Source organism: Streptomyces sp. NPDC057099, assembly GCF_042671245.1.
GTDB classification, from domain to species: Bacteria; Actinomycetota; Actinomycetes; order Streptomycetales; family Streptomycetaceae; genus Streptomyces; species Streptomyces purpurascens.
Map to the genome: position 1 here is coordinate 1 of NZ_JBHUTX010000032.1, position 18,681 is coordinate 18,681.

The following is an 18,681-nucleotide window of genomic DNA, read 5'->3' on the forward strand; positions in this document are numbered from 1 at the left end:
GGGGGGGGCGGGTCGGTGCGACCGCCCGGGCCCCCGCGGTGCGTTGTGTCCGCGAAGCCGCCGGGCACGGAGATACCGTCGGCGCGTGACGAGTCCTCCCGGAGGAAACGACGACGACGGCTCCGCCGCGGAGCCCGAACGCCTTGTCTGCGCCCGCTGCCGTACCTCGGCCGAAGCCCCGCAACTCACCTGGACCTCCTCCGTGGAGCACGGCGCCCGCCGGGACTTCTGCGAGAGCTGCTCCCGGGAGAACCTCAGGTCGATCGAGGGGCGGCGGGACTCGGACTGGTGGTAGAGCGCGGGCAGCGGACCACCCGTGGGGACCCGCCGAGGCTCATGCCTCCGCCGCAGACTCCTCGCCGTCCGCCGGGTCCTCCGGGACGAACCCCGGCAGCCACTCCTCCAACTCCTCGCGCAGACGCACCGCCGCCCCCAACTGGCACAGCACCCCGATCGTGCTCAGGGTCACCCGGTGGATCAGCAGATACGCAGGGGGCAGGTTGAGCTGCTTGGCGAGCTGGTAGGCGGGGGAGCGGGGGTCGGCGATACGGCCCGCCTGGCTGCGCATCCAGCCGCGGGTGAAGGTGAACTCCTCGACCTGGGCCGGCTCGATGATCGGCAGCAGGTAGTCGAGGACCGCGTCGGGATCGAGCTCTATGGTCTCCTTGACGAACCCCTCCGCGCACAGAAGCTCGTAGACCGCCTCGGCCTCTCCGTCGAGGGTCATCCGCAGGGACTCGCCGATGGTGGCCGGCAGGCCACCCGGGAGACGGTCGACCGTGCCGAAGTCCAGGACCCCCAGGCGCCAGTCGTCCTCGCCCTCCGGACCGCCGGGCAGCAGCCGGAAGTTGCCCGGGTGCGGGTCGGCGTGCAGCAGGCCGGTGCGGGCGGGGCCGGAGAAAAGGAAACGGGCCAGGAGCTGGCCGGCGCGGTCACGCTGCTCCTGGGTGCCGTCCGCGATGATCTCCGACATCGGGATGCCGTCGATCCACTCGGTGACCAGGACCTGGTCGGACTGGTGCACCACCTGCGGTACGACGACGTCCGGGTCGTCCGCGAACTCCTCCGCGTGGGCCTGCTGGGCCTGGGCCTCGAGCCCGTAGTCCAGCTCCTCCGAGACGCGGTCCTTCAGCTCCGCGATCAGCGGCTTGATGTCCATCCCGGGGATCAGCGGCCCGAGCAGACGGGAAAAGCGGCTCAACTGGTTCAGATCGGACAGCAGGGCCTCGCCGGCACCCGGGTACTGCACCTTGACCGCCACCTCACGGCCGTCGTGCCACACCCCTCGGTGCACCTGCCCGATCGAGGCCGCCGCGGCCGGCTTGTCCTCGAACTCCAGGAACAGCTCCTGCCAGCCCTCGCCGAGCCGCTCCTCGAGCACCGCGTGCACGGTGCGCGTCGGCATCGGGGGCGCCGCTTCCTGGAGCTTCGTCAGTGCCGCCCGGTACGGGCCGGCCACCTCCTCGGGCAGTGCCGACTCGAAGACGGACAGGGCCTGGCCGAACTTCATCGCGCCGCCCTTGAGCTCGCCGAGCACCTTGAACAGCTGCTCCGCCGTGCGCTGTTGGAGCTCGCGGCCGACCAGCTCCGCGGACTCGCCGACGATCCGCTTGCCGAATCCCCAGGTCGCCCGCCCGGCGATACCGAGCGGGAGTGCGGCGAGCTTGGCGGTCCGGGTGACCGCCTTGCGGGGAAGATCAGACATGCGCCCTCCAAGTCCCAGCCGGCCGCTCCGCCTCTGCCTCACGGCACTGCTCCGACGGCCGTTGCACCGCCATTGTCTCGTGTGACCCCCCTTCCTCCGAGAGGCGCTCCCCCTTTCCTCTCTCCGCCGCAGCGCAGGGGCATGCCGGATGCGCCCAGATCGGCCGAGCATGCCAGTGGAGACCGGGGACGGACACCTCCCAGCGTGCCCCGGCGCTCGACGGAACCCGACCGTCGAGAAAAGCGAGCGCGTGGGCGGCCGCCAGTCCGGCCACGGTCGTGGCGAGTGCCAGGTCGCAGGGCCGCACCTGCCGCTGCCTGCCGGAGCGCCACTGGGCGACCAGGCGCGGCCAGGTCGGATCCCGGTCGGTGCGGCTGTGATGCAGACAACCCGCGCAGCCCGTCTCCCCGGGCAGGACGAGGGGGCCGACCATGCCGGTCCCCTCCACGACACCGGCGTACAGATGGGGTGTCCCGGCGGACATCAGAGGCTCGGCGGCGGACGGATCCGGCGCGTACATGGCCACATCGTCCCGTGGGGCGACGATCACCAGCGAGAAGCCGGGGTCGCCCTCCTCCTGGGGCGCTTGCGCTGTCGCGGGGCGCGGCGGCCGGTCCGGGGCCGCCCGGCGCGCGGCACGTCGGGCTGCCTCGTCGCGGCGGTCGCCGACGGCATCGGCGGGCAGTCCGCCCGGCGCGACGTCCCACGGTTCCACCTGCCCGAGGTCGCGTACATCGACCTCGCCGACGCCGGCCCCCGCCAGCAGCGAGGCCAGCACGGCGCCGACCCGGCCAGCACCCCGCACCTGAACGCGTTGCGCGCGCCGGGCGGCCAGCTGTCTGATCGCGTCGCCGGGTGCGGAGGTGGTCAAGGACAGGGAGGCCAGGTCGGGGCGCAGCCGGTCGAGGACCTCCTTCTTCCGGCGCAGGGCGTCGGCGGCCGGTCCGCCGCCCCGCGCGTCGTCCAGAAGACCGGCCCGCGCGAGCCTCCCCACCAGCCCGTCGACGTGCCCGTCGGGCAGATCCATACGGTGTCCCTCCTCGCGCAGCAGCTCCAGCCCCCGCGTGCCGTTCAGCAGGTCGAGGAAACTGCCCGTCGCCAGGTCCATCGGGCCGAGCGTCATCGCATGCGCCGGTGTCATCCCGAACTGCACCGTGTTGAGGTCGCGCCAGCCGCGCCTGAGCGCGGGTTTCACCATCGGATGCATGACAGGCCCCCGTATGTCATAGATCGTCCCCGTGTGCCGGTCGAGTGCGGGAGCAGCCCGAGAGGGGCCCGCAGGCCCGGCCCTGGTCCCGGACCGAACCCGCCCATCGCTTCGCCGGCAAGAGCCAGCATGCCCAAACCCGCCGTCGGCTGCCGAAAGTTGTCCACAGGTACGAGCATTCGTCGTACAAATCCGGCGGCCGGTGGGGGCATCGGCACCGAACCGTCCCGGAGCCGGGACTTCCCCGTGTGCAGCGGGTAACGTCGGGGCGTGCCCGCCGACCCACTGCACCGCGCCGGAAAGCCACAGCGCAGCACGACGAGCCAGCCGCCGAGCGGCTCGAGGGCGAGCGCGATCGAGGTCCGCAGGAGCACCCGCCGACGCCGAACGGTCTCCGCGTATCGCGAGGGCGATCGCACCGTTGTGCTCATCCCCGCCCGGATGTCCGAGGCGGAGGAGCAGCGCTGGGTGACCGTCATGCTCGACAAGCTGGCCGCCCAGGAGAGCAAGCGGACCTTCGGCGACACCGAGCTGGCAGAGCGGGCCCGGCGTCTTTCGGACCAGTACTTCGGCGGGCGGGCCCGGCCCGCTTCGGTGCGCTGGGTGACCAACCAGAACACGCGCTGGGGATCCTGCACCCCGTCCGAGGGCAGCATCCGCCTGTCGCACCGTCTGCAGGGCATGCCCGAGTACGTCGTCGACTACGTCCTCGTCCACGAACTCGCCCATCTGCTCGTCCCCGGACACGGACCCCGCTTCTGGGAACTGCTGGAGGCCTATCCGCGGACGGAACGGGCCCGGGGATACCTCGAAGGCGTGGTCGCCGCCGAGCGGTTGCCGCATGGGCCCGGTGCGCGGGATGAAGGCCCCACGGGGTGAGTGACCGCTTTGCGTGAGCGAGCAGCCGATACGGCTGCGCGGGGGTTCTGTACCGGGTCTGTACCGACTTCCTCCGGTGTCAGAGTTTGCCGTTAGCCTGGCGCGACGCAATCACGTTCTGGATGGGGGACGGTCGTTACGCATGGCCAGGGAATTCCAACGCGGCCACAAGGCCAGGATCAGTGACCTCACCGCGGGCACGGATCTGTACGTAGGCGTGCAGATCTCGGGCCCCGGACTGAGCTTCGACATCAGCTGCTTCGGCCTCGACGCCGACGAACGGCTCTCGGACGACCGCTACTTCGTCTTCTTCAACCAGCCGAAGTCCCCCGAGGAATCCCTTCAGCTCCTGGGCGCCCAGGCGGGCGACACGGAGTCCTTCCGGGTGACGCTCGACCGGGTCCCCTCGCAGATCCAGAAGCTGTCCTTCACGGCGACGATCGACGGCTCCGGCCAGATGTCGCAGATCGCCCCCGGGTACATCCGCATCGTCGCGGGCGGCGAGGAGGTGGCCCGCTACTCCTTCAACGGCTCGGAGTTCTCCACCGAACGGGCCGTGATGCTGGGCGACTTCTACCTCAAGGACGTCTGGCGGTTCGCCGCCGTCGGACAGGGCTTCGACGGCGGCCTCGACGCGCTGCTGAAGAACTTCGGCGGCGAGGTGGCCGAGGAGGAAGCGCCCGAGCCCGCCCCGCAGCAGCCGCAGACCGGCGCCGCCCCTGGCTTCGCCCCGCCCGCGTTCGGTGTCCCCGCTACTCCGGAACCGGCCCCTGCCCCCGCACCGGCAGCGCCTCCGGCCCCCGCTCCCGCGCCGCCGCCCGCTCCCCAGCCCGCCGCGCAGGGCTTCGCGCCGCCTCCGGCACCGGCGCCCGGAGTGCATGGCGCCCCCACCATCGCCGCGCCCATGAACACCCAACCGGACGGCGCCCCGGTGCCACCACCGGCCCCGGCACCCGCGCCCTACGGCCAGCCGGGCCAGCAGCCGCCGCCGTACGGCCAGGTCCCCGGCCAGACGGCCCCGCTGCCTCCCGGCTACGGCCAGCCCCAGGCGCCTCAGGCACCCCAAGCACCCCAGGCCCCGGCCCCGCCCCCCGGCTACGGCCAGCCGACGCCGCCCCCGGGCTACGGCCAGCAGCCGCCGTTCGCACAGACCCCCTACGGTGCCCCGCAGCAGGGTGCTGCCCCGCAGGCCGCCGCGCCCCAGGGCGCCGGTGTGTCCGCCGCGCTCCAGCAGTTCAAGGAGACGCCCACAGGGCAGCGCTGGACGCAGCAGAACAAGAAGCTCGTCCGTGTCGACCTCGGCATCGGCGGACAGCCCGTACTGGCCCGGCAGGGCAGCATGGTGCTCTACCAGGGCAAGGTCGACTTCAGCTACAAGGGCGCCGGCTTCGCCGGCCGGATCGTGGGCAACGCGACCGGCCAGGAGATGCAGCTGATGCGCTGTACGGGCCAGGGGCAGGTGTTCCTCGCCGAGAACTCGACCATGCTGCACCCCATCGAGCTCCAGGGTGACGCCGTCTGCGTCTCCGCCGAGAACGTCCTGGCGTTCGACGAGAGCCTCACCTACGAGGTCCGCCGCATCGAGGGACACGGCATCCCCGGAGGCGCGCTGTTCACGATGCAGTTCCAGGGGAGCGGCACCATCGTCGTGAAGACGCACGGCACTCCCGTGGTGCTGCCGGTCACGCCCACCACGTTCGCCGACTGCAACGCCGTGGTCGCCTGGTCGGCCGCCGCCCAGGTCGTCGTCTCCAGCCAGGTGCGGATGCGCCGCAACGCCTACCCCGGTGACACCGGCGAGAGCGTGAACCTCCAGTTCCGGGGAGCGCCCGGCAACTTCATCGTCGTCCAGCCGTACGAGGTCTGAGGGAGCCCGTCATGACACAGCAGCTCGCGGGCCACGCCCCCGCACCCGTCACCGCCCGCATGGAGAACCACGGCAATCACATGCTGAAGGTCGCCATGCAGACCGGGAACGACCTCTTCGCGCGCGTGGGGTCGATGGCCGCCTACGAAGGGTTCGTCCAGTACGAGCCCAACCCGCCGGCCGTGCGCCAGATCGCCAAGGACTGGATGACCGGCGAGGGCGCGCCCCTGATGAAGTGCTCCGGCGACGGCCTGCTCTACCTCTCCGACTACGGAGCGAACGTCGTCGTCATCAACCTCAACGGCGACGGCATCTCCGTCAACGCCACCAACCTGCTTGCCTTCGACGCCCACCTCACGTGGGGCGTCGAGCGGGTCAAGGGCCTGGCGAAGTTCGCCGGGCAGGGCCTGTGGAACACCAGGATCTCCGGGCAGGGCTGGGTCGCCCTGACCTCCCGGGGCAAGCCGATCGTCGTCGACTGCGGAGGCGGCGAGGACGAGACGTACGTCGACCCCGACGCACTCGTCGCCTGGTCCCCGAACCTCAAGGTCAAGGGCAAGCGCAGCTTCAGGGCCCAGTCGCTGATCGGCCGCGGCAGCGGCGAGGCCTACCAGATGGCCTTCTCCGGTCAGGGCATCGTCGTCGTCCAGCCCAGCGAGGACAGCACCGACCGTCTCCGGGTCCGGGGCTGAGGGGGAGCAACACGCCATGCAGAGCCCGATTTTCGCCTACAACGAGCAGCAGACCCAGGACCGCTGGAGCCTGCAGAACAAGCAGATGCTGCGCGTGACCCTGGAGGGCCACGACGACATCCTGGCCCGCAAGGGCACCATGGTCGCCTACCAGGGCCTCGTCGAGTTCGACGCCGAGTACCAGAGCAACGACCAGTCACGCGCGCGTGCGCACACAGGTGAGGGACTCGACCTGATGCGCTGCCACGGGCAGGGCACGGTCTACCTCGCCAACCTCAAGCAGCACGTCCACGTCATGGAGGTGGAGCAGGACGGCCTCACCGTCGACAGCAGCTACGTGCTGGCGATGGACTCCTCCCTGCACCACGAGGTCATCGCCGTCGACAGCCTGTACGGCATCTCCGGCTCCGGGAAGTACCAGCTCAACATCACCGGCCGGGGCAAGATCGCCCTGATGACCTCGGGCATGCCGCTGCTGATGCAGGTGACCCCCGACAAGTACGTCAACTGCGACGCCGACGCGATCGTCGCCTGGTCGACGAGCCTGCGCGTGCAGATGCAGGCCCAGACGCACTCCTCCGGGGTGTGGCGGCGCCGCGGCAACACGGGTGAGGGCTGGGAGCTCAGCTTCATGGGCACCGGTTACGCGCTGGTCCAGCCCAGCGAACTGCTGCCGCCGCAGAACGCCCAGGTCGGCTCGGGTCTCTCCGCGCAGTACGGCATGGGCCAGCAGGGAGCGCGCGGGCAGAACCAGGGCAACGTCTGGAGCTGAGCGCTCCGCGGGCTCGGCCGGTGGGCTCCCGGGGCTTCGGGCCGGTTGTCGGCTGCGGGCCGTGTGCGGCCTGTCGCGCCCACGCGGCGGAGCCGCACATCGATACAGCCCCGCGCCCCTGAGGGGCGACCACCCATGGCGGTCGCCCCTCACACATGCCTCAGGCCGCGAGCCTCGCGCGCGTCGCCTCCAGCAGGCGCACCACCGACTCGTCGGCCACGTCCGCGACCTCGTCGTACCCGAACCAGCGGACGTCGAGCGACTCGTCGCTGACCTCGTGCGCGGCGTCCGGTGGTGCCACGACCGCGTACTGGACGTCGAAGTGGCAGTTGCACGGCGGCGGGATCGGGTGCCGGTCGAGGCGGACCGGGCCGCCTGGCAGCAGTGACAGCCCCGAGACGCCGGACTCCTCCGTCGCCTCCCGCAGGGCCACGGCCTCCAGGGAGAGGTCGCCCGGCTCGCAGTGGCCGCCCATCTGGAGCCACCTGCGCAGCTTCCTGTGCAAGGTCAGCAGCACCCGGCCGGACTCGGGGTCGATCACTAGGGCGCTCGCCGTGAGGTGACCTGCCTGGCACAGCTTCCACAGGCCGTCCGGGTGCTCCGCCAGATGGTCCAGGTAGGCCTGGCGCAGCTCCGTCTGGTCCTCGTACTGCTTCAGTACGAGGACCGCGTCGTCGTACAGGCTCACCCGGCGTCGTCGCCCTTGTTCTTGTCCTCGCCTTCGCTGTCGCCCTCGGCCTCGCCCTCGGCCTTCTTCTTCAGATCGGGCTTTCCCGCCGCCTCGCCGAGCATCTTGTCCAGCTCGGAGAAGTCGATCTGCTCGCGGTGCACGAAGCCGTCCGGGTCGTCCAGGTCGGTCGCCGTCGGCAGCATGTCCGGGTGGGCCCACAGGGCGTCCCGGCCGTCGACACCGCGCGCGTCGGTGAGCGAGGCCCACAGACGGGAGGCGTCGCGCAGGCGGCGCGGGCGCAGCTCCAGACCGATCAGCGTGGCGAACGTCTGCTCGGCCGGGCCGCCCGAGGCGCGGCGGCGGCGCAGCGTCTCGCGCAGGGCGTCGGCGGACGACAGACGGGGCTTCGCCGCTGCGTGGACCACCGCGTCCACCCAGCCCTCCACGAGCGCCAGAGCCGTCTCCAGACGCGCCAGGGCGGCCTTCTGCTCCGGCGTGTCCTCCGGCTGGAACATGCCCTGCTGGAGAGCTTCCTGCAGCTGCTCGGGATTCTGCGGGTCGAACTGGCCGACCACGTCCTCCAGCTTGGCCGTGTCGACCTTGATCCCGCGGGCGTAGCCGTCGACCGCGCCGAACAGATGCGAGCGCAGCCACGGCACGTGCGCGAAGAGGCGCTGGTGGGCGGCCTCGCGCAGGGCGAGATACAGCCGCACCTCCTCCGGCGGGACGCTCAGGTCCTTGCCGAACGTCTCCACGTTCACCGGCAGCAGCGCGGCCTTGCCGGCCGGGCCGAGCGGCAGGCCGATGTCCGACGAGCCGACGACCTCGCCCGCGAGCACGCCGACGGCCTGCCCGATCTGCGTGCCGAACATGGCGCCGCCCATCGAGCGCATCATGCCGATCAGCGGGCCGGCCATGGCCTGCATCTCCTCCGGCAGGACGTCGCCCATGGCGGTGCCCACGCGCTCGGCGACCGGATCGACCAGCTCCTTCCAGGCGGGCAGGGTCGCCTCGACCCACTCCGCGCGGCTCCAGGCCACCGCGGAGGTGGCGCCGGACGGCAGGGACGTGGCGTCGTCGAGCCAGAGATCGGCCAGGCGGACGGCCTCCTCGACGGACTTGCGGTCGGCGGGGCCGACGCTCGTGTCCTTGGTGCCGTCAGGGCTGCCCTGGGAGACCGTCTGGCGCGCGATCTGCTTGGCCATGTCCCAGTTCACCGGGCCGCCCTCGTAGGAGAGCATCTGGCCCAGCTGCTGGAACGCGGCGCCCAGGTCGTTGGGGTTCAGGGAACCGAACATGGCAGCGAACGGATTGTCCGCACCGGGGCCACCAGGGCCGCCGCCAAAGCCTCCGGCTCCTGGCAGGCCGCCGAAACCGAACGGATTGGCCGGTCCCTGACCACCACCGCTCTGCTGGTCCTTCTTCTTGCCCTCGTCGCCGTCGTCCGGCTCCTCCGGCGGAAGGCCGAATCCGAATGGGGTGTCACTCACGGGATTCCTCGGCTTGTAGGGCCGCCGGTTCTTTCCGGCGGCACGGCTGCCCGACATCACCACCCAGCGTAGACACCTCGGGGCGGATCGGGCCTCGGTGCTTCGCCGAGTGACGGCCTGCGGCAGGATGGATGCCACCTGGTACGCACGCTTCACTCGTGCTCGTACTGAAGACAACCGCTGGAGACGCCCGGTGAGTTCCCCAGATCCGCAGGTTCGCGCAGCGCGAAACCAGTCAACCAGTTCCGCGAGTCCCGCGGCGCGTGGGCCCGTCGTCGCGGTCACCGGTGCCGCCTACGGCATCGGAGCGCTGCTCACCGAGCAGCTCGCCGCGTCCGACGAGGTCAAGCAGGTCGTCGCCATCGACGAGCGGCGTGGCGAGTGCGCGGCGGCGCAGTGGCACATCCTGGACGTAAGGGATCCGGCCATCGCGGACAAGCTGCGCGGCGCCGACGTCGTGGTGCACCTGGCGCTGGATCTCGACCTGGAGACCGACGCGGCCGCCCGGACGGCCTACAACGTACGGGGGACGCAGACCGTCCTGACGGCGGCCGCCGCGGCCGGAGTGCACCGGGTCGTGCTGTGCACCTCGGCGATGGTCTACGGGGCGCTGCCGGAGAACGAGCTGCCGCTGTCCGAGGACGCCGAGCTGCGGGCCACGGCGGAGGCGACGGGCGTCGGCGACCTGCTGGAGATCGAGCGGCTGGCGCGGCGGGCCCCGCGTGCGCACCCGGGGCTCAATGTCACCGTGGTCCGGCCCGCCGTGCTGGTGGGAGGCACGGACACCGCGCTGACCAGGTACTTCGAGTCTCCTCGACTGCTCGTCGTCGCCGGGTCGCGGCCCGCGTGGCAGTTCTGCCACGTCGAGGACCTGTGCAGCGCGCTCGAGTACGCCGTCCTGGAGAAGGTCGACGGGGAACTGGCCGTCGGCTGCGACGGGTGGCTGGAGCAGGAGGAGGTCGAGGAGCTCAGCGGCATCCGGCGGATGGAGCTGCCGTCGGCGGTCGCCCTGGGCGCGGCGGCGCGACTGCACCGGATCGGGCTCACGCCGTCTCCGGCGGGCGACCTGGCGTACACGATGTACCCCTGGGTGGTGAGCGGGAGCCGGCTGCACGACTCCGGCTGGCGCCCGCAGTACACCAACGAGGAGGTGCTGGCGGAGCTCCTGGAGGAGGTCTCCGGGCGGCACACGGTGGCCGGGCGGCGCCTCGGCCGCAAGGACGCGACGGCCGCGGGCGCCGCGGGCGCGACGGTGGCGCTGCTGGGCGCGGCCGCGGTGGTACGACGGGCCCGCAAGGCCCGGCGGCGGATCTGAGAGACACATCCGTGGAGAGACCATTTGCAGGTGTGCTCCTGTAGGAGCGCACCTGTAGGAGGCTCCAACGCCTGCGCGCGCGTGCCGGTCGATAGGTCTATTCCGTGTTGTCGGTCGCGTGCGGCACGATGGAGGCATGGCATCCACGAGCGATCATCCAGGTGAGCAGGGAGCACAGGATCCGATCAAGCTGATCGGGATCCGGGACACGGCCCTCTCCCTGGACGAGGTGTTCCGGGCCGTCGGGGACGACGCGGCCGGCGGCACCGCGCTCTTCGTGGGCACCGTCCGGAACCACGACGGGGGAGCCGATGTCGCGGAGCTCGGGTATTCCTGCCACCCGAGTGCCGAGGCCGAGATGCGGCGGATCGCCGAGAAGGTCGTCGCCGACTTCCCCGTGCGGGCGCTGGCGGCCGTGCACCGGGTGGGGGACCTCCGGGTCGGAGACCTCGCCGTGGTCGTCGCCGTCTCCTGTCCGCATCGGGGAGAGGCCTTCGAGGCCTGCCGGAAGCTGATCGACGACCTGAAGCACGAAGTGCCCATCTGGAAGCACCAGAAGTTCTCCGACGGCACCGACGAATGGGTCGGCGCCTGCTGATCCCCGGAACCGCCCTCCGGTTGCGTAACCGCACCCCTGGCGTGAGCGTTGTCACTGCGGATGGTTAATCTGCTGATCAGTCAGTTGCGGACGCTCAATGGGGTTGGAGGTCGGCATGGCGGCTCTCGCCTGGTTGCTGATTCCGCTTGTGGCTGCCATCGGCGCGGGGCTCTGGGGCAGTTGGGCCAACCGGACTCGCAAGTCCCGCGGCGACGGCCCGGAGCTCACCGGATACGCCCGCTTTCGCGAGGCCATGGAGAAGCCCGGGCCGGGTAGCTGAAGGGCAAGGAAACAGCAGGTCAGAGACGGTAAAGCCCACAGGGCCGCCCCGGACGGGCGGCCCTGACGGTGCGCTGACAGGCCCGTCCCGTACTGTCGAGTCATGCCACGCCGCACCGCGACGATGCTCGCCTCCACCCTGATGCTGATCGCGCTCCTGTGCGCGGGAGTGTTCATCCCCGTGCCGTACGCGGAGATGTCCCCGGGGCCGACGGTGAACACACTTGGCGATCATGACGGCGAGCCGGTGCTGCAGATCTCGGGGCGCAAGACCTATGCGGCCAGTGGCCACCTGAACATGACCACGGTCCGGGTCACGAGCGCCGACTACAGGATGAACCTGGTCGAAGCCGTCTACGGCTGGCTCGCGCACGACAACAAGGTCGTGCCGCGCGAGACGCTCTACCCGGACGGCAAGACCGAGGAGCAGTCGACCCAGGAGAACGCCGAGGAGTTCAGCCAGTCCCAGGAGAGCGCCAAGGTCGCCGCCCTGAAGGAACTCGACGTTCCGGTGAAGTCGTGGGTGATCGTCTCGACGGTCGTCAAGGGGTCCCCGGCCGAGGGCAAGCTGCACGCCGGGGATGTGATCAAGTCCGTCGACGGAAAGACGGTCAAGGAGCCCGCCGACGTCGCGAAGCTCGTCACCCAGCACAAGCCGGGCCAGGATGTCCGCTTCACGATCGTGCCGGCCAAGGAGCAGGCCGCCGCGGAGAAGGAGAAGCGGACGCCGACGAAGACGCAGGACATCACCATCACCACGACGACCTCGGACGACAAGGGCGAGAAGCGCGCCATCGTGGGGATCTCCGCGGGGACCGACCACACGTTCCCGTTCACCGTCGACATCAAGCTGGCCGACGTCGGCGGGCCGAGCGCCGGTCTGATGTTCGCCCTCGGCATCTACGACAAGCTCACGCCGGGCAATCTGACCGGGGGCAAGTTCGTGGCCGGCACCGGCACGATCGACGACGCCGGCAAGGTCGGCCCGATCGGCGGCATCGAGATGAAGACCGTGGGCGCCCGGGCCAAGGGCGCGCAGTACTTCCTGACGCCCGCCGACAACTGCGCCGCGGCCGCCAAGGACACCCCCGAGGGCCTCACCCTCATCAAGGTGGACACCATCCAGGACGCCCTCGGCGCCCTCCAGGACCTCCGCAGCGGCGACACCGCGGACCTGCCGAAGTGCGGCAAGTAGTCCGCGGGGCCGACGACGGGCCGCGGCAAGACGACCGGCGCGGCTGAGGGGACCTGCAGGGCTGAGGGGACCTGCGGGGCCGGTGGGGCCCAGGAGCCCCAAGAGACCGGCAGGCCCCCTCATGCCCCGGTGCTCCGGCTCTACTCGGCGAACGTCGCCGCCAGCGCCTCCGCCAGGCCCGGGACCAGGTCGGACCCGGTGAGGACCTCCGTGGCGGAGTCCTTCTCGCGCAGGCGCAGGGCCGACTCGCGGGCGCCGTCGCGCAGGACCGCGACCGTCATCCGGACCTCCTGACGGTCCGGGTGCTCCGCCACCCACTTCGTCAGCGCGGCCTGGCCCAGACCCTGCGGAACCTGGGCCTCCGCGGACGGCGGCAGCATCAGACGCTCCACGGCGAGGGCGCAGCCGACCACCGCGTCGGGCCAGGCGATGGTGGCGAGGAACTCGTCGAGCGGCTTGCCCGTTGGAACCTCGTCCTGCTCGATCGGGGTGAGGCCGGAGTTCTCCGACTCCTCCCCGAGACCGAGCCGGTCGGCGAGCGAGGGCTGTTCGGCCCGCAGCCGTGCGGTGTCGACGAGGGCGAAAAGGCGGGCGGGCTGGTCCCAGCCGAGGCCGGAGACGTACTCGTCGATCTCGAGAACGGCCCGGGTGAGCGGGTTCGCAGCCATGGGAGTGTTGGACATGGTCACAATCCTGCCTCGTTCCTGGCCGGAATCGGGAACCGAGTAAACGGTGAGTAAGTTGCATAGGTGGGGGCCCACGATCACCGGGGGCCACGCACGGTCCGTGAAGACGCGGACCTGACGGATCAACAGCGAACTTCGAGGTGCGCACCTTGGCTTTCCAGATGCCGGACCGCGGCGGAGGCCCGACAGGGCCGCGGATGAGAGTGGGCCGCCCGTCCCGGCGTGTCCGCACCCTGCTCATGACGCTGGGCGTCCTGGCCGTTCTCGGCATGGCGTTCACCATGTTCGCGGGCTTTTGGACGGACTGGCTCTGGTACCGGTCGGTGAACTACTCGTCGGTCTTCACCACGACCCTGTGGACCAAGATCGGGCTCTTCTTCGTCTTCGGCCTGCTCATGGCAGCCGCCGTCGGCCTCAACATCTGGCTGGCGCACCGGCTGCGGCCACCACTGAGCGCCATGTCGATGGAGCAGCAGAACCTCGACCGCTACCGGATGGGCATCGCGCCCTACAAGAAGTGGCTGCTCTTCGGGATCACCGCCCTGGTGGGCCTGATCGCCGGCGCCTCCGCGTCCGGCCAGTGGCGGACCTGGCTGATGTGGGTCAACGGCGTGCCGTTCGGCGAGAAGGACCCCCAGTTCAAGCTGGACGTCTCGTTCTACGCCTTCGACCTGCCCTGGTACCGGTTCCTGCTCGGCTTCGGCTTCGCCGCGGCGATCCTTTCCGTGATCGCCGCCGCGCTCACGCACTACCTGTACGGCGGGCTGCGCGTCACCAGCCCCGGCGCGCGCGCCACGGCGGCGGCCACCGGGCACCTGTCGGTGCTCATCGGTGTCTTCGTGGCCCTGAAGGCGGTCGCGTACTGGCTCGACCGGTACGGACTCGCGGTCAAGTCCAGCGACTTCAGGGCGACCGACAACTGGACGGGCCTGAGGTACGTCGACGCCAACGCCTATCTGCCGGCCAAGACGATCCTGTTCTGCATCGCCGTCATCTGCGCGCTGCTGTTCTTCGCCACCCTGTGGCGGCGCACCTGGCAGCTGCCCGTGATCGGCTTCGGCCTGATGGTGCTCTCCGCGATCCTCATCGGCGGCCTGTACCCGGCGATCGTGCAGAAGTTCCAGGTCCAGCCGAACGAGCAGGCCAAGGAAGCGCCGTACGTCGAGAAGAACCTCGAGGCGACGCGCAAGGCCTACGGCATCGACGGCACCAAGGTCACCGACTACACGGGGACCAGCAAGACCGAGGACAAGACCAAGCTCCGTGATGACGTCGACTCCACGGCGAGCATCCGGATCATGGACCCGAACATCGTCTCGCCGACGTTCCAGCAGCTCCAGCAGATCAGGAACTACTACGCGTTCCCGAACAACCTGGACGTGGACCGTTACGCCAAGGACGGCAAGGACCAGGACACGGTCATCGGCCTGCGTGAGCTGAACCTCGCGGGCATCCCGAAGAAGAACTGGATCAACAACCACTTCCGCTACACCCACGGATACGGAGCGGTCGCGGCCGAGGGCACCAGCGCCGACGCCCAGGGCCGGCCGAACTTCACGGAGTCCGACCTGCCCTCCGAGGGCGACCTCGGCACGTACGAGCAGCGGGTCTACTACGGCGAGAAGACCACCACGTACTCGATCGTCGGCGGTCCCCAGAAGGAGATCGACTACTCCGACGACAACGGCGAGAAGACCACCAGCTACAAGGGCGACAGCGGGGTCAACCTCTCCAACCCGGTCAACCGGGCCGCGTACGCGGTGGCGTTCGGCGAACCGCAGATCCTCTACTCCGGCGCCATCGGTGAGGGCTCGCGGGTCCTGTACAACCGCACGCCCAAGGAGCGCGTCGAGGCGGTCGCCCCCTGGCTGACCATCGACGGCGACGCCTACCCGGCGGTCGTGGACGGCCGTATCCAGTGGATCGTCGACGCGTACACGACGACGAACGGATACCCGTACTCCTCGCGTACGACCCTCGGTGACACCACGGCCGACTCGCTGACCGCCACCAACGACAACCGCGCGGTGGTGGCCCAGCAGAACCAGGTCAACTACATCCGCAACTCGGTGAAGGCGACCGTCGACGCGTACACCGGCGAGGTCAAGCTCTTCCAGTGGGACACCAAGGACCCGGTCCTGAAGACCTGGATGAAGGCCTTCCCGGACACGGTGAAGCCCAAGAGCGAGATCTCCAAGCCGCTGATGGACCATCTGCGCTACCCCCAGGACCTGTTCAAGGTCCAGCGGGAACTGCTCACGCGCTACCACGTGAAGGACGCGACGACGTTCCTCAGCGGCAGCGAGGTGTGGCAGGTGCCGGACGACCCGACGAACCGGTCGGGCAACGCGGTGCCGCCGTACTACCTGAGCATGAAGATGCCCGACCAGAAGGCACAGGCGTTCTCGCTGACGACGACGCTCACGCCCAACGGCCGGGACAATCTCAGCGCGTTCATGGCCGTCGACGCCGAGGCGGGCGCCAGCGACTACGGCAAGATCAGAATCCTGAAACTGCCGACCAACACCACGGTCAACGGCCCCAAGCAGGTCCAGAGCCAGTTCAACTCGCAAGAGGACATCGCCGAGTCCATCAGGCTGCTGAGAGGCGGTGACTCCGAGGTCGAGTACGGCAACCTGCTGACGGTGCCCCTCGACGGCGGACTGCTGTACGTGGAGCCGGTCTATGTGCGCGGTGGTGGGCTGAAGTACCCGCTGCTGCGCAAGGTGCTGGTCACCTACGGAGGCCAGACGGCCTTCGAGAACACGCTCGACGAGGCCCTCAACAAGATCTTCGGGGCGGAGGGCGCCACGCCTGAGCCACCGGACGACGGCGACACGACGCCACCACCACCGACGTCCGAGGACCCGACGGTCAAGCAGGCCCTGGAAGACGCCCAGAAGGCGTTCACCGAGGGCCAGGACGCCCTGAAGGAGAACGACTGGGAGGCGTACGGCCAGGCGCAGAAGGACCTGGAGGACGCCCTGCAGCGCGCCGAGGAGGCGCAGGCCGCTGCGGACAAGGCCGGCGGTGCCGGGGGCGGGGAGAGCAAGCCCAGCGGCAGTCCCAGCGCCAGCCCGAGCGGCAGTCCTAGCCCGAAGCCGAGCAGCTAGGCCTCCGGCCTGGTCAAACGCTCCTCCCGCGCCGTGATACGGTTGTGAACACAACGGCGCGGGGTGGAGCAGCTCGGTAGCTCGCTGGGCTCATAACCCAGAGGTCGCAGGTTCAAATCCTGTCCCCGCTACTGAAATCGCGAAGTCCGAGTGACGGAGCGACATCGAAGGCCCGGATTCCACACAGGAATCCGGGCCTTCGTGATGTGTGAACGCATGTGCTGGTGGGGGCTACGGCCGTGCCGCCGGGGGGAGTTGGGAAATCTGTGTTTGACTTGTCTCTCTGTGGGCATGTCGACAAAACGCTGTAGTGACCTCAATGGCTGCGGTATACCAGGTGTACCCAGGTTGCAGGTGGTGCGACGATGGACGTTATGGGGGACAAGGCAACTCTGTTCGAGACAGGGCGTTTTGTGCAGCCTTCCAGCCGGGAGGACACCGACACCCCGGACGAGACCGGGGAAATCGCCGACGAGGCGGCCGAGGAGCTGCGTCAGCGGCTCGCCGCGGAGGCCGGCGATGCCGAGGCGATGAGTGTGCTCGGGGCCATGCTGCTGCGCCGTGGTGATCTCGACGGCGCCGAACCCCATCTGCGTGCCGCCACCGCCGCGGGCGACCGGGCGGCCGCCAACAACCTGGGAGTCCTTCTCCACCAGCGGGGATACGCCGACGAGGCCGCCGGATGGTGGCGGATCGCCGCCGTCGCAGGATCCACGGCGGCCGCGCACGCCCTCGGCCGACACCACCGCGAGCGCGGCGACGAACCCGCCGCCGAGTACTGGCTGCGCCAGTCCGCGGAACAGGGCCACACCCTGGGCGCGTACGCCCTCGCCGACCTGCTGGAGCACCGCGGCGACGCCGGGGCCGAGCACTGGATGCGGGCCGCGGCCGAGCGCGGGCACCGGGAGGCGGCGTACCGGCTGGCGCGGGCGCTGGACCGCAAGGCGGCGCGGGAGGCCGGCGACGACGGCGCACCCGTGCCGGACGAGGCCGAGCAGTGGTACCTGCAGGCCGCCGCGCGCGGTCACCGGCGGGCCGCGCTGCACCTCGGGACGATCCTGGAGAAGCGCGGCGAGCTCAAGGAGGCCGGGCGCTGGTACCTGACGTCCGCCAAGGACGGCGAGGCGCGGGCCGCCTGCGCGCTCGGATTCCTGCTGCGCGACGCGGGCGACACCGAGAACGCCGCCGTGTGGTGGCTGCGGGCCGCCCAGGACGGCGACGGCAACGCGGCGAACGCGCTGGGCGCGCTGCACGCCGAGCGGGGCGAGACCCAGACCGCCGAGCGGTGGTACCGGGCCGCGATGGACGCGGGCGACGTCAACGGCGCGTACAACCTCGGGCTGCTCTGCGCCGAGCAGGGGCGCACCCCGCACGCCGAGCAGTGGTACCGGCGTGCGGCCTACGCGGGGCACCAGGAGGCCGCGAACGCGCTGGCGATCCTGCTGCTGCGGGCCGGGGACGAGACGGGCGCGGAGCCGTGGTTCTCCAAGGCCGCGGAGGCCGGGAGCGTGGACGCCGCCTTCAACCTGGGCATCCTCCACGCCGGACGGGGCGAGGAGCAGGCCGCGCTGCGCTGGTACGAGCGGGCCGCCGCCGCCGGGCACACGGAGGCCGCGCTGCAGGTCGGCATGGCGCGCCTGCGGGACGGCGACGACCAGGAGGCCGAACGGCATCTGCGGTGCGCGGCCGGGGGCGGGAGCGCCGAGGCCGCGTACCGGCTGGCGACCGTGCTGGACGCGCGGCGGCCGCCGGAGCCGGCGCACGAGCTCGGGGAGCCGGTGCACCGGCGGAGCGAGTGCGAGGAATGGTACGAGCGGGCGGCCTCGCAGGGGCACCGGCGGGCGCAGGTGCGGGTCGGCATGCACGCCGCCGCCCGGGGTGACGTCGTCGAGGCGGCTCGGTGGTACCGGGAGGCGGCCGAGGCCGGGTCCCGCAACGGCGCGTTCAATCTGGGGCTGCTGCTGGCCCGGGAGGGGAGCGATCCCGAGGCGGCGGTGTGGTGGACGCGTGCCGCCGACGCGGGGCACGGGCGGGCGGCGCTGCGGCTCGCCCTGGTCTACGCGCGTCGGGGGGAGCTGGCGGAGGGACAGCGCTGGGCCGACCGTGCGGTGTCTCTCGGGCCCACGTCTGTGGCGGAGCGGGCGGCTCGGTTGCGGGACGCGCTTCGGCAGGAGCTGTCGGCGTAGAGCCGGGCCGGGCTGCGAGGTGCTCGG

The 18,681-nt window shown here is 70.8% G+C and carries 16 protein-coding genes and 1 tRNA gene; 12 read left to right on the forward strand and 5 right to left on the reverse strand.

Going from position 1 to position 18,681, the window contains the following annotated elements; genetic code table 11:
• Window positions 1-85 precede the first annotated feature (85 nt).
• On the forward strand, window positions 86-295 hold the full coding sequence (locus tag ACFT4A_RS29495; protein ID WP_382835805.1) for a hypothetical protein: 210 nt from the start codon (window positions 86-88) through the stop codon (window positions 293-295).
• A 39-nt stretch (window positions 296-334) separates the two neighbouring features.
• Here the strand turns inward: ACFT4A_RS29495 and ACFT4A_RS29500 are convergent, their stop codons facing one another.
• A complete protein-coding gene (locus tag ACFT4A_RS29500; protein ID WP_382835808.1) occupies window positions 335-1,705 on the reverse strand; it encodes an ABC1 kinase family protein in 1,371 nt (456 codons plus the stop codon).
• Window positions 1,698-2,912: a ThiF family adenylyltransferase gene (locus ACFT4A_RS29505; protein WP_382835810.1), complete on the reverse strand. Its 1,215-nt coding sequence runs from the start codon at window positions 2,910-2,912 to the stop codon at window positions 1,698-1,700. The genes ACFT4A_RS29500 and ACFT4A_RS29505 overlap by 8 nt, the downstream gene beginning before the upstream one ends.
• A gap of 270 nt (window positions 2,913-3,182) precedes the next feature.
• On the opposite strand from ACFT4A_RS29505, the gene ACFT4A_RS29510 reads away from it, so the two are divergent.
• The 4 genes from ACFT4A_RS29510 (at window position 3,183) to ACFT4A_RS29525 (ending at window position 7,122) form a co-directional block, all read left to right on the forward strand.
• Window positions 3,183-3,791, forward strand: coding sequence for a M48 family metallopeptidase (locus tag ACFT4A_RS29510; RefSeq protein WP_382835813.1), 609 nt, complete (start codon window positions 3,183-3,185; stop codon window positions 3,789-3,791).
• Between the two features lie 142 nt (window positions 3,792-3,933).
• Window positions 3,934-5,658: a TerD family protein gene (locus ACFT4A_RS29515; RefSeq protein ID WP_382835816.1), complete on the forward strand. Its 1,725-nt coding sequence runs from the start codon at window positions 3,934-3,936 to the stop codon at window positions 5,656-5,658.
• Between the two features lie 11 nt (window positions 5,659-5,669).
• Window positions 5,670-6,350, forward strand: a complete 681-nt coding sequence (locus ACFT4A_RS29520; protein ID WP_382835819.1) for an AIM24 family protein — start codon at window positions 5,670-5,672, stop codon at window positions 6,348-6,350.
• Window positions 6,351-6,366: 16 nt separating this feature from the next.
• On the forward strand, window positions 6,367-7,122 hold the full coding sequence (locus tag ACFT4A_RS29525) for an AIM24 family protein (RefSeq protein WP_184590674.1): 756 nt from the start codon (window positions 6,367-6,369) through the stop codon (window positions 7,120-7,122).
• 160 nt (window positions 7,123-7,282) lie between these two features.
• Here ACFT4A_RS29525 and ACFT4A_RS29530 read toward each other — a convergent pair whose 3' ends face one another.
• Together ACFT4A_RS29530 and ACFT4A_RS29535 are read right to left on the reverse strand one after the other, a co-directional pair.
• Complete coding sequence (locus ACFT4A_RS29530) at window positions 7,283-7,810, reverse strand: NUDIX hydrolase (RefSeq protein ID WP_382835822.1); 528 nt, start codon at window positions 7,808-7,810, stop codon at window positions 7,283-7,285.
• Window positions 7,807-9,282, reverse strand: coding sequence for a zinc-dependent metalloprotease (locus tag ACFT4A_RS29535; RefSeq protein ID WP_382835825.1), 1,476 nt, complete (start codon window positions 9,280-9,282; stop codon window positions 7,807-7,809). Before ACFT4A_RS29535 ends, ACFT4A_RS29530 begins: the two co-directional genes overlap by 4 nt.
• Window positions 9,283-9,475: 193 nt before the next feature.
• Between ACFT4A_RS29535 and ACFT4A_RS29540 the strand changes: the two genes are divergently transcribed.
• The 4 genes from ACFT4A_RS29540 (at window position 9,476) to ACFT4A_RS29555 (ending at window position 12,669) form a co-directional block, all read left to right on the forward strand.
• On the forward strand, window positions 9,476-10,597 hold the full coding sequence (locus ACFT4A_RS29540; RefSeq protein ID WP_184590670.1) for an SDR family oxidoreductase: 1,122 nt from the start codon (window positions 9,476-9,478) through the stop codon (window positions 10,595-10,597).
• A 136-nt stretch (window positions 10,598-10,733) separates the two neighbouring features.
• On the forward strand, window positions 10,734-11,195 hold the full coding sequence (locus ACFT4A_RS29545) for a molybdenum cofactor biosynthesis protein MoaE (RefSeq protein WP_382835828.1): 462 nt from the start codon (window positions 10,734-10,736) through the stop codon (window positions 11,193-11,195).
• Between the two features lie 115 nt (window positions 11,196-11,310).
• Complete coding sequence (locus ACFT4A_RS29550) at window positions 11,311-11,475, forward strand: hypothetical protein (RefSeq protein ID WP_382835830.1); 165 nt, start codon at window positions 11,311-11,313, stop codon at window positions 11,473-11,475.
• A gap of 102 nt (window positions 11,476-11,577) precedes the next feature.
• Window positions 11,578-12,669 carry a PDZ domain-containing protein gene (locus tag ACFT4A_RS29555; RefSeq protein WP_382835833.1) on the forward strand — a complete coding sequence of 364 codons (1,092 nt, stop codon included), beginning with the start codon at window positions 11,578-11,580 and terminating at the stop codon, window positions 12,667-12,669.
• Window positions 12,670-12,809: 140 nt separating this feature from the next.
• Here ACFT4A_RS29555 and ACFT4A_RS29560 read toward each other — a convergent pair whose 3' ends face one another.
• A complete protein-coding gene (locus ACFT4A_RS29560; protein ID WP_382835835.1) occupies window positions 12,810-13,352 on the reverse strand; it encodes a PPA1309 family protein in 543 nt (180 codons plus the stop codon).
• Between the two features lie 164 nt (window positions 13,353-13,516).
• Between ACFT4A_RS29560 and ACFT4A_RS29565 the strand changes: the two genes are divergently transcribed.
• The 3 genes from ACFT4A_RS29565 (at window position 13,517) to ACFT4A_RS29575 (ending at window position 18,654) form a co-directional block, all read left to right on the forward strand.
• Complete coding sequence (locus ACFT4A_RS29565; protein ID WP_382836004.1) at window positions 13,517-16,468, forward strand: UPF0182 family protein; 2,952 nt, start codon at window positions 13,517-13,519, stop codon at window positions 16,466-16,468.
• A gap of 57 nt (window positions 16,469-16,525) precedes the next feature.
• A tRNA-Met gene (locus ACFT4A_RS29570) sits at window positions 16,526-16,599 on the forward strand.
• Between the two features lie 234 nt (window positions 16,600-16,833).
• Complete coding sequence (locus ACFT4A_RS29575) at window positions 16,834-18,654, forward strand: tetratricopeptide repeat protein (RefSeq protein WP_382835838.1); 1,821 nt, start codon at window positions 16,834-16,836, stop codon at window positions 18,652-18,654.
• The last annotated feature ends 27 nt before the right edge of the window (window positions 18,655-18,681 follow it).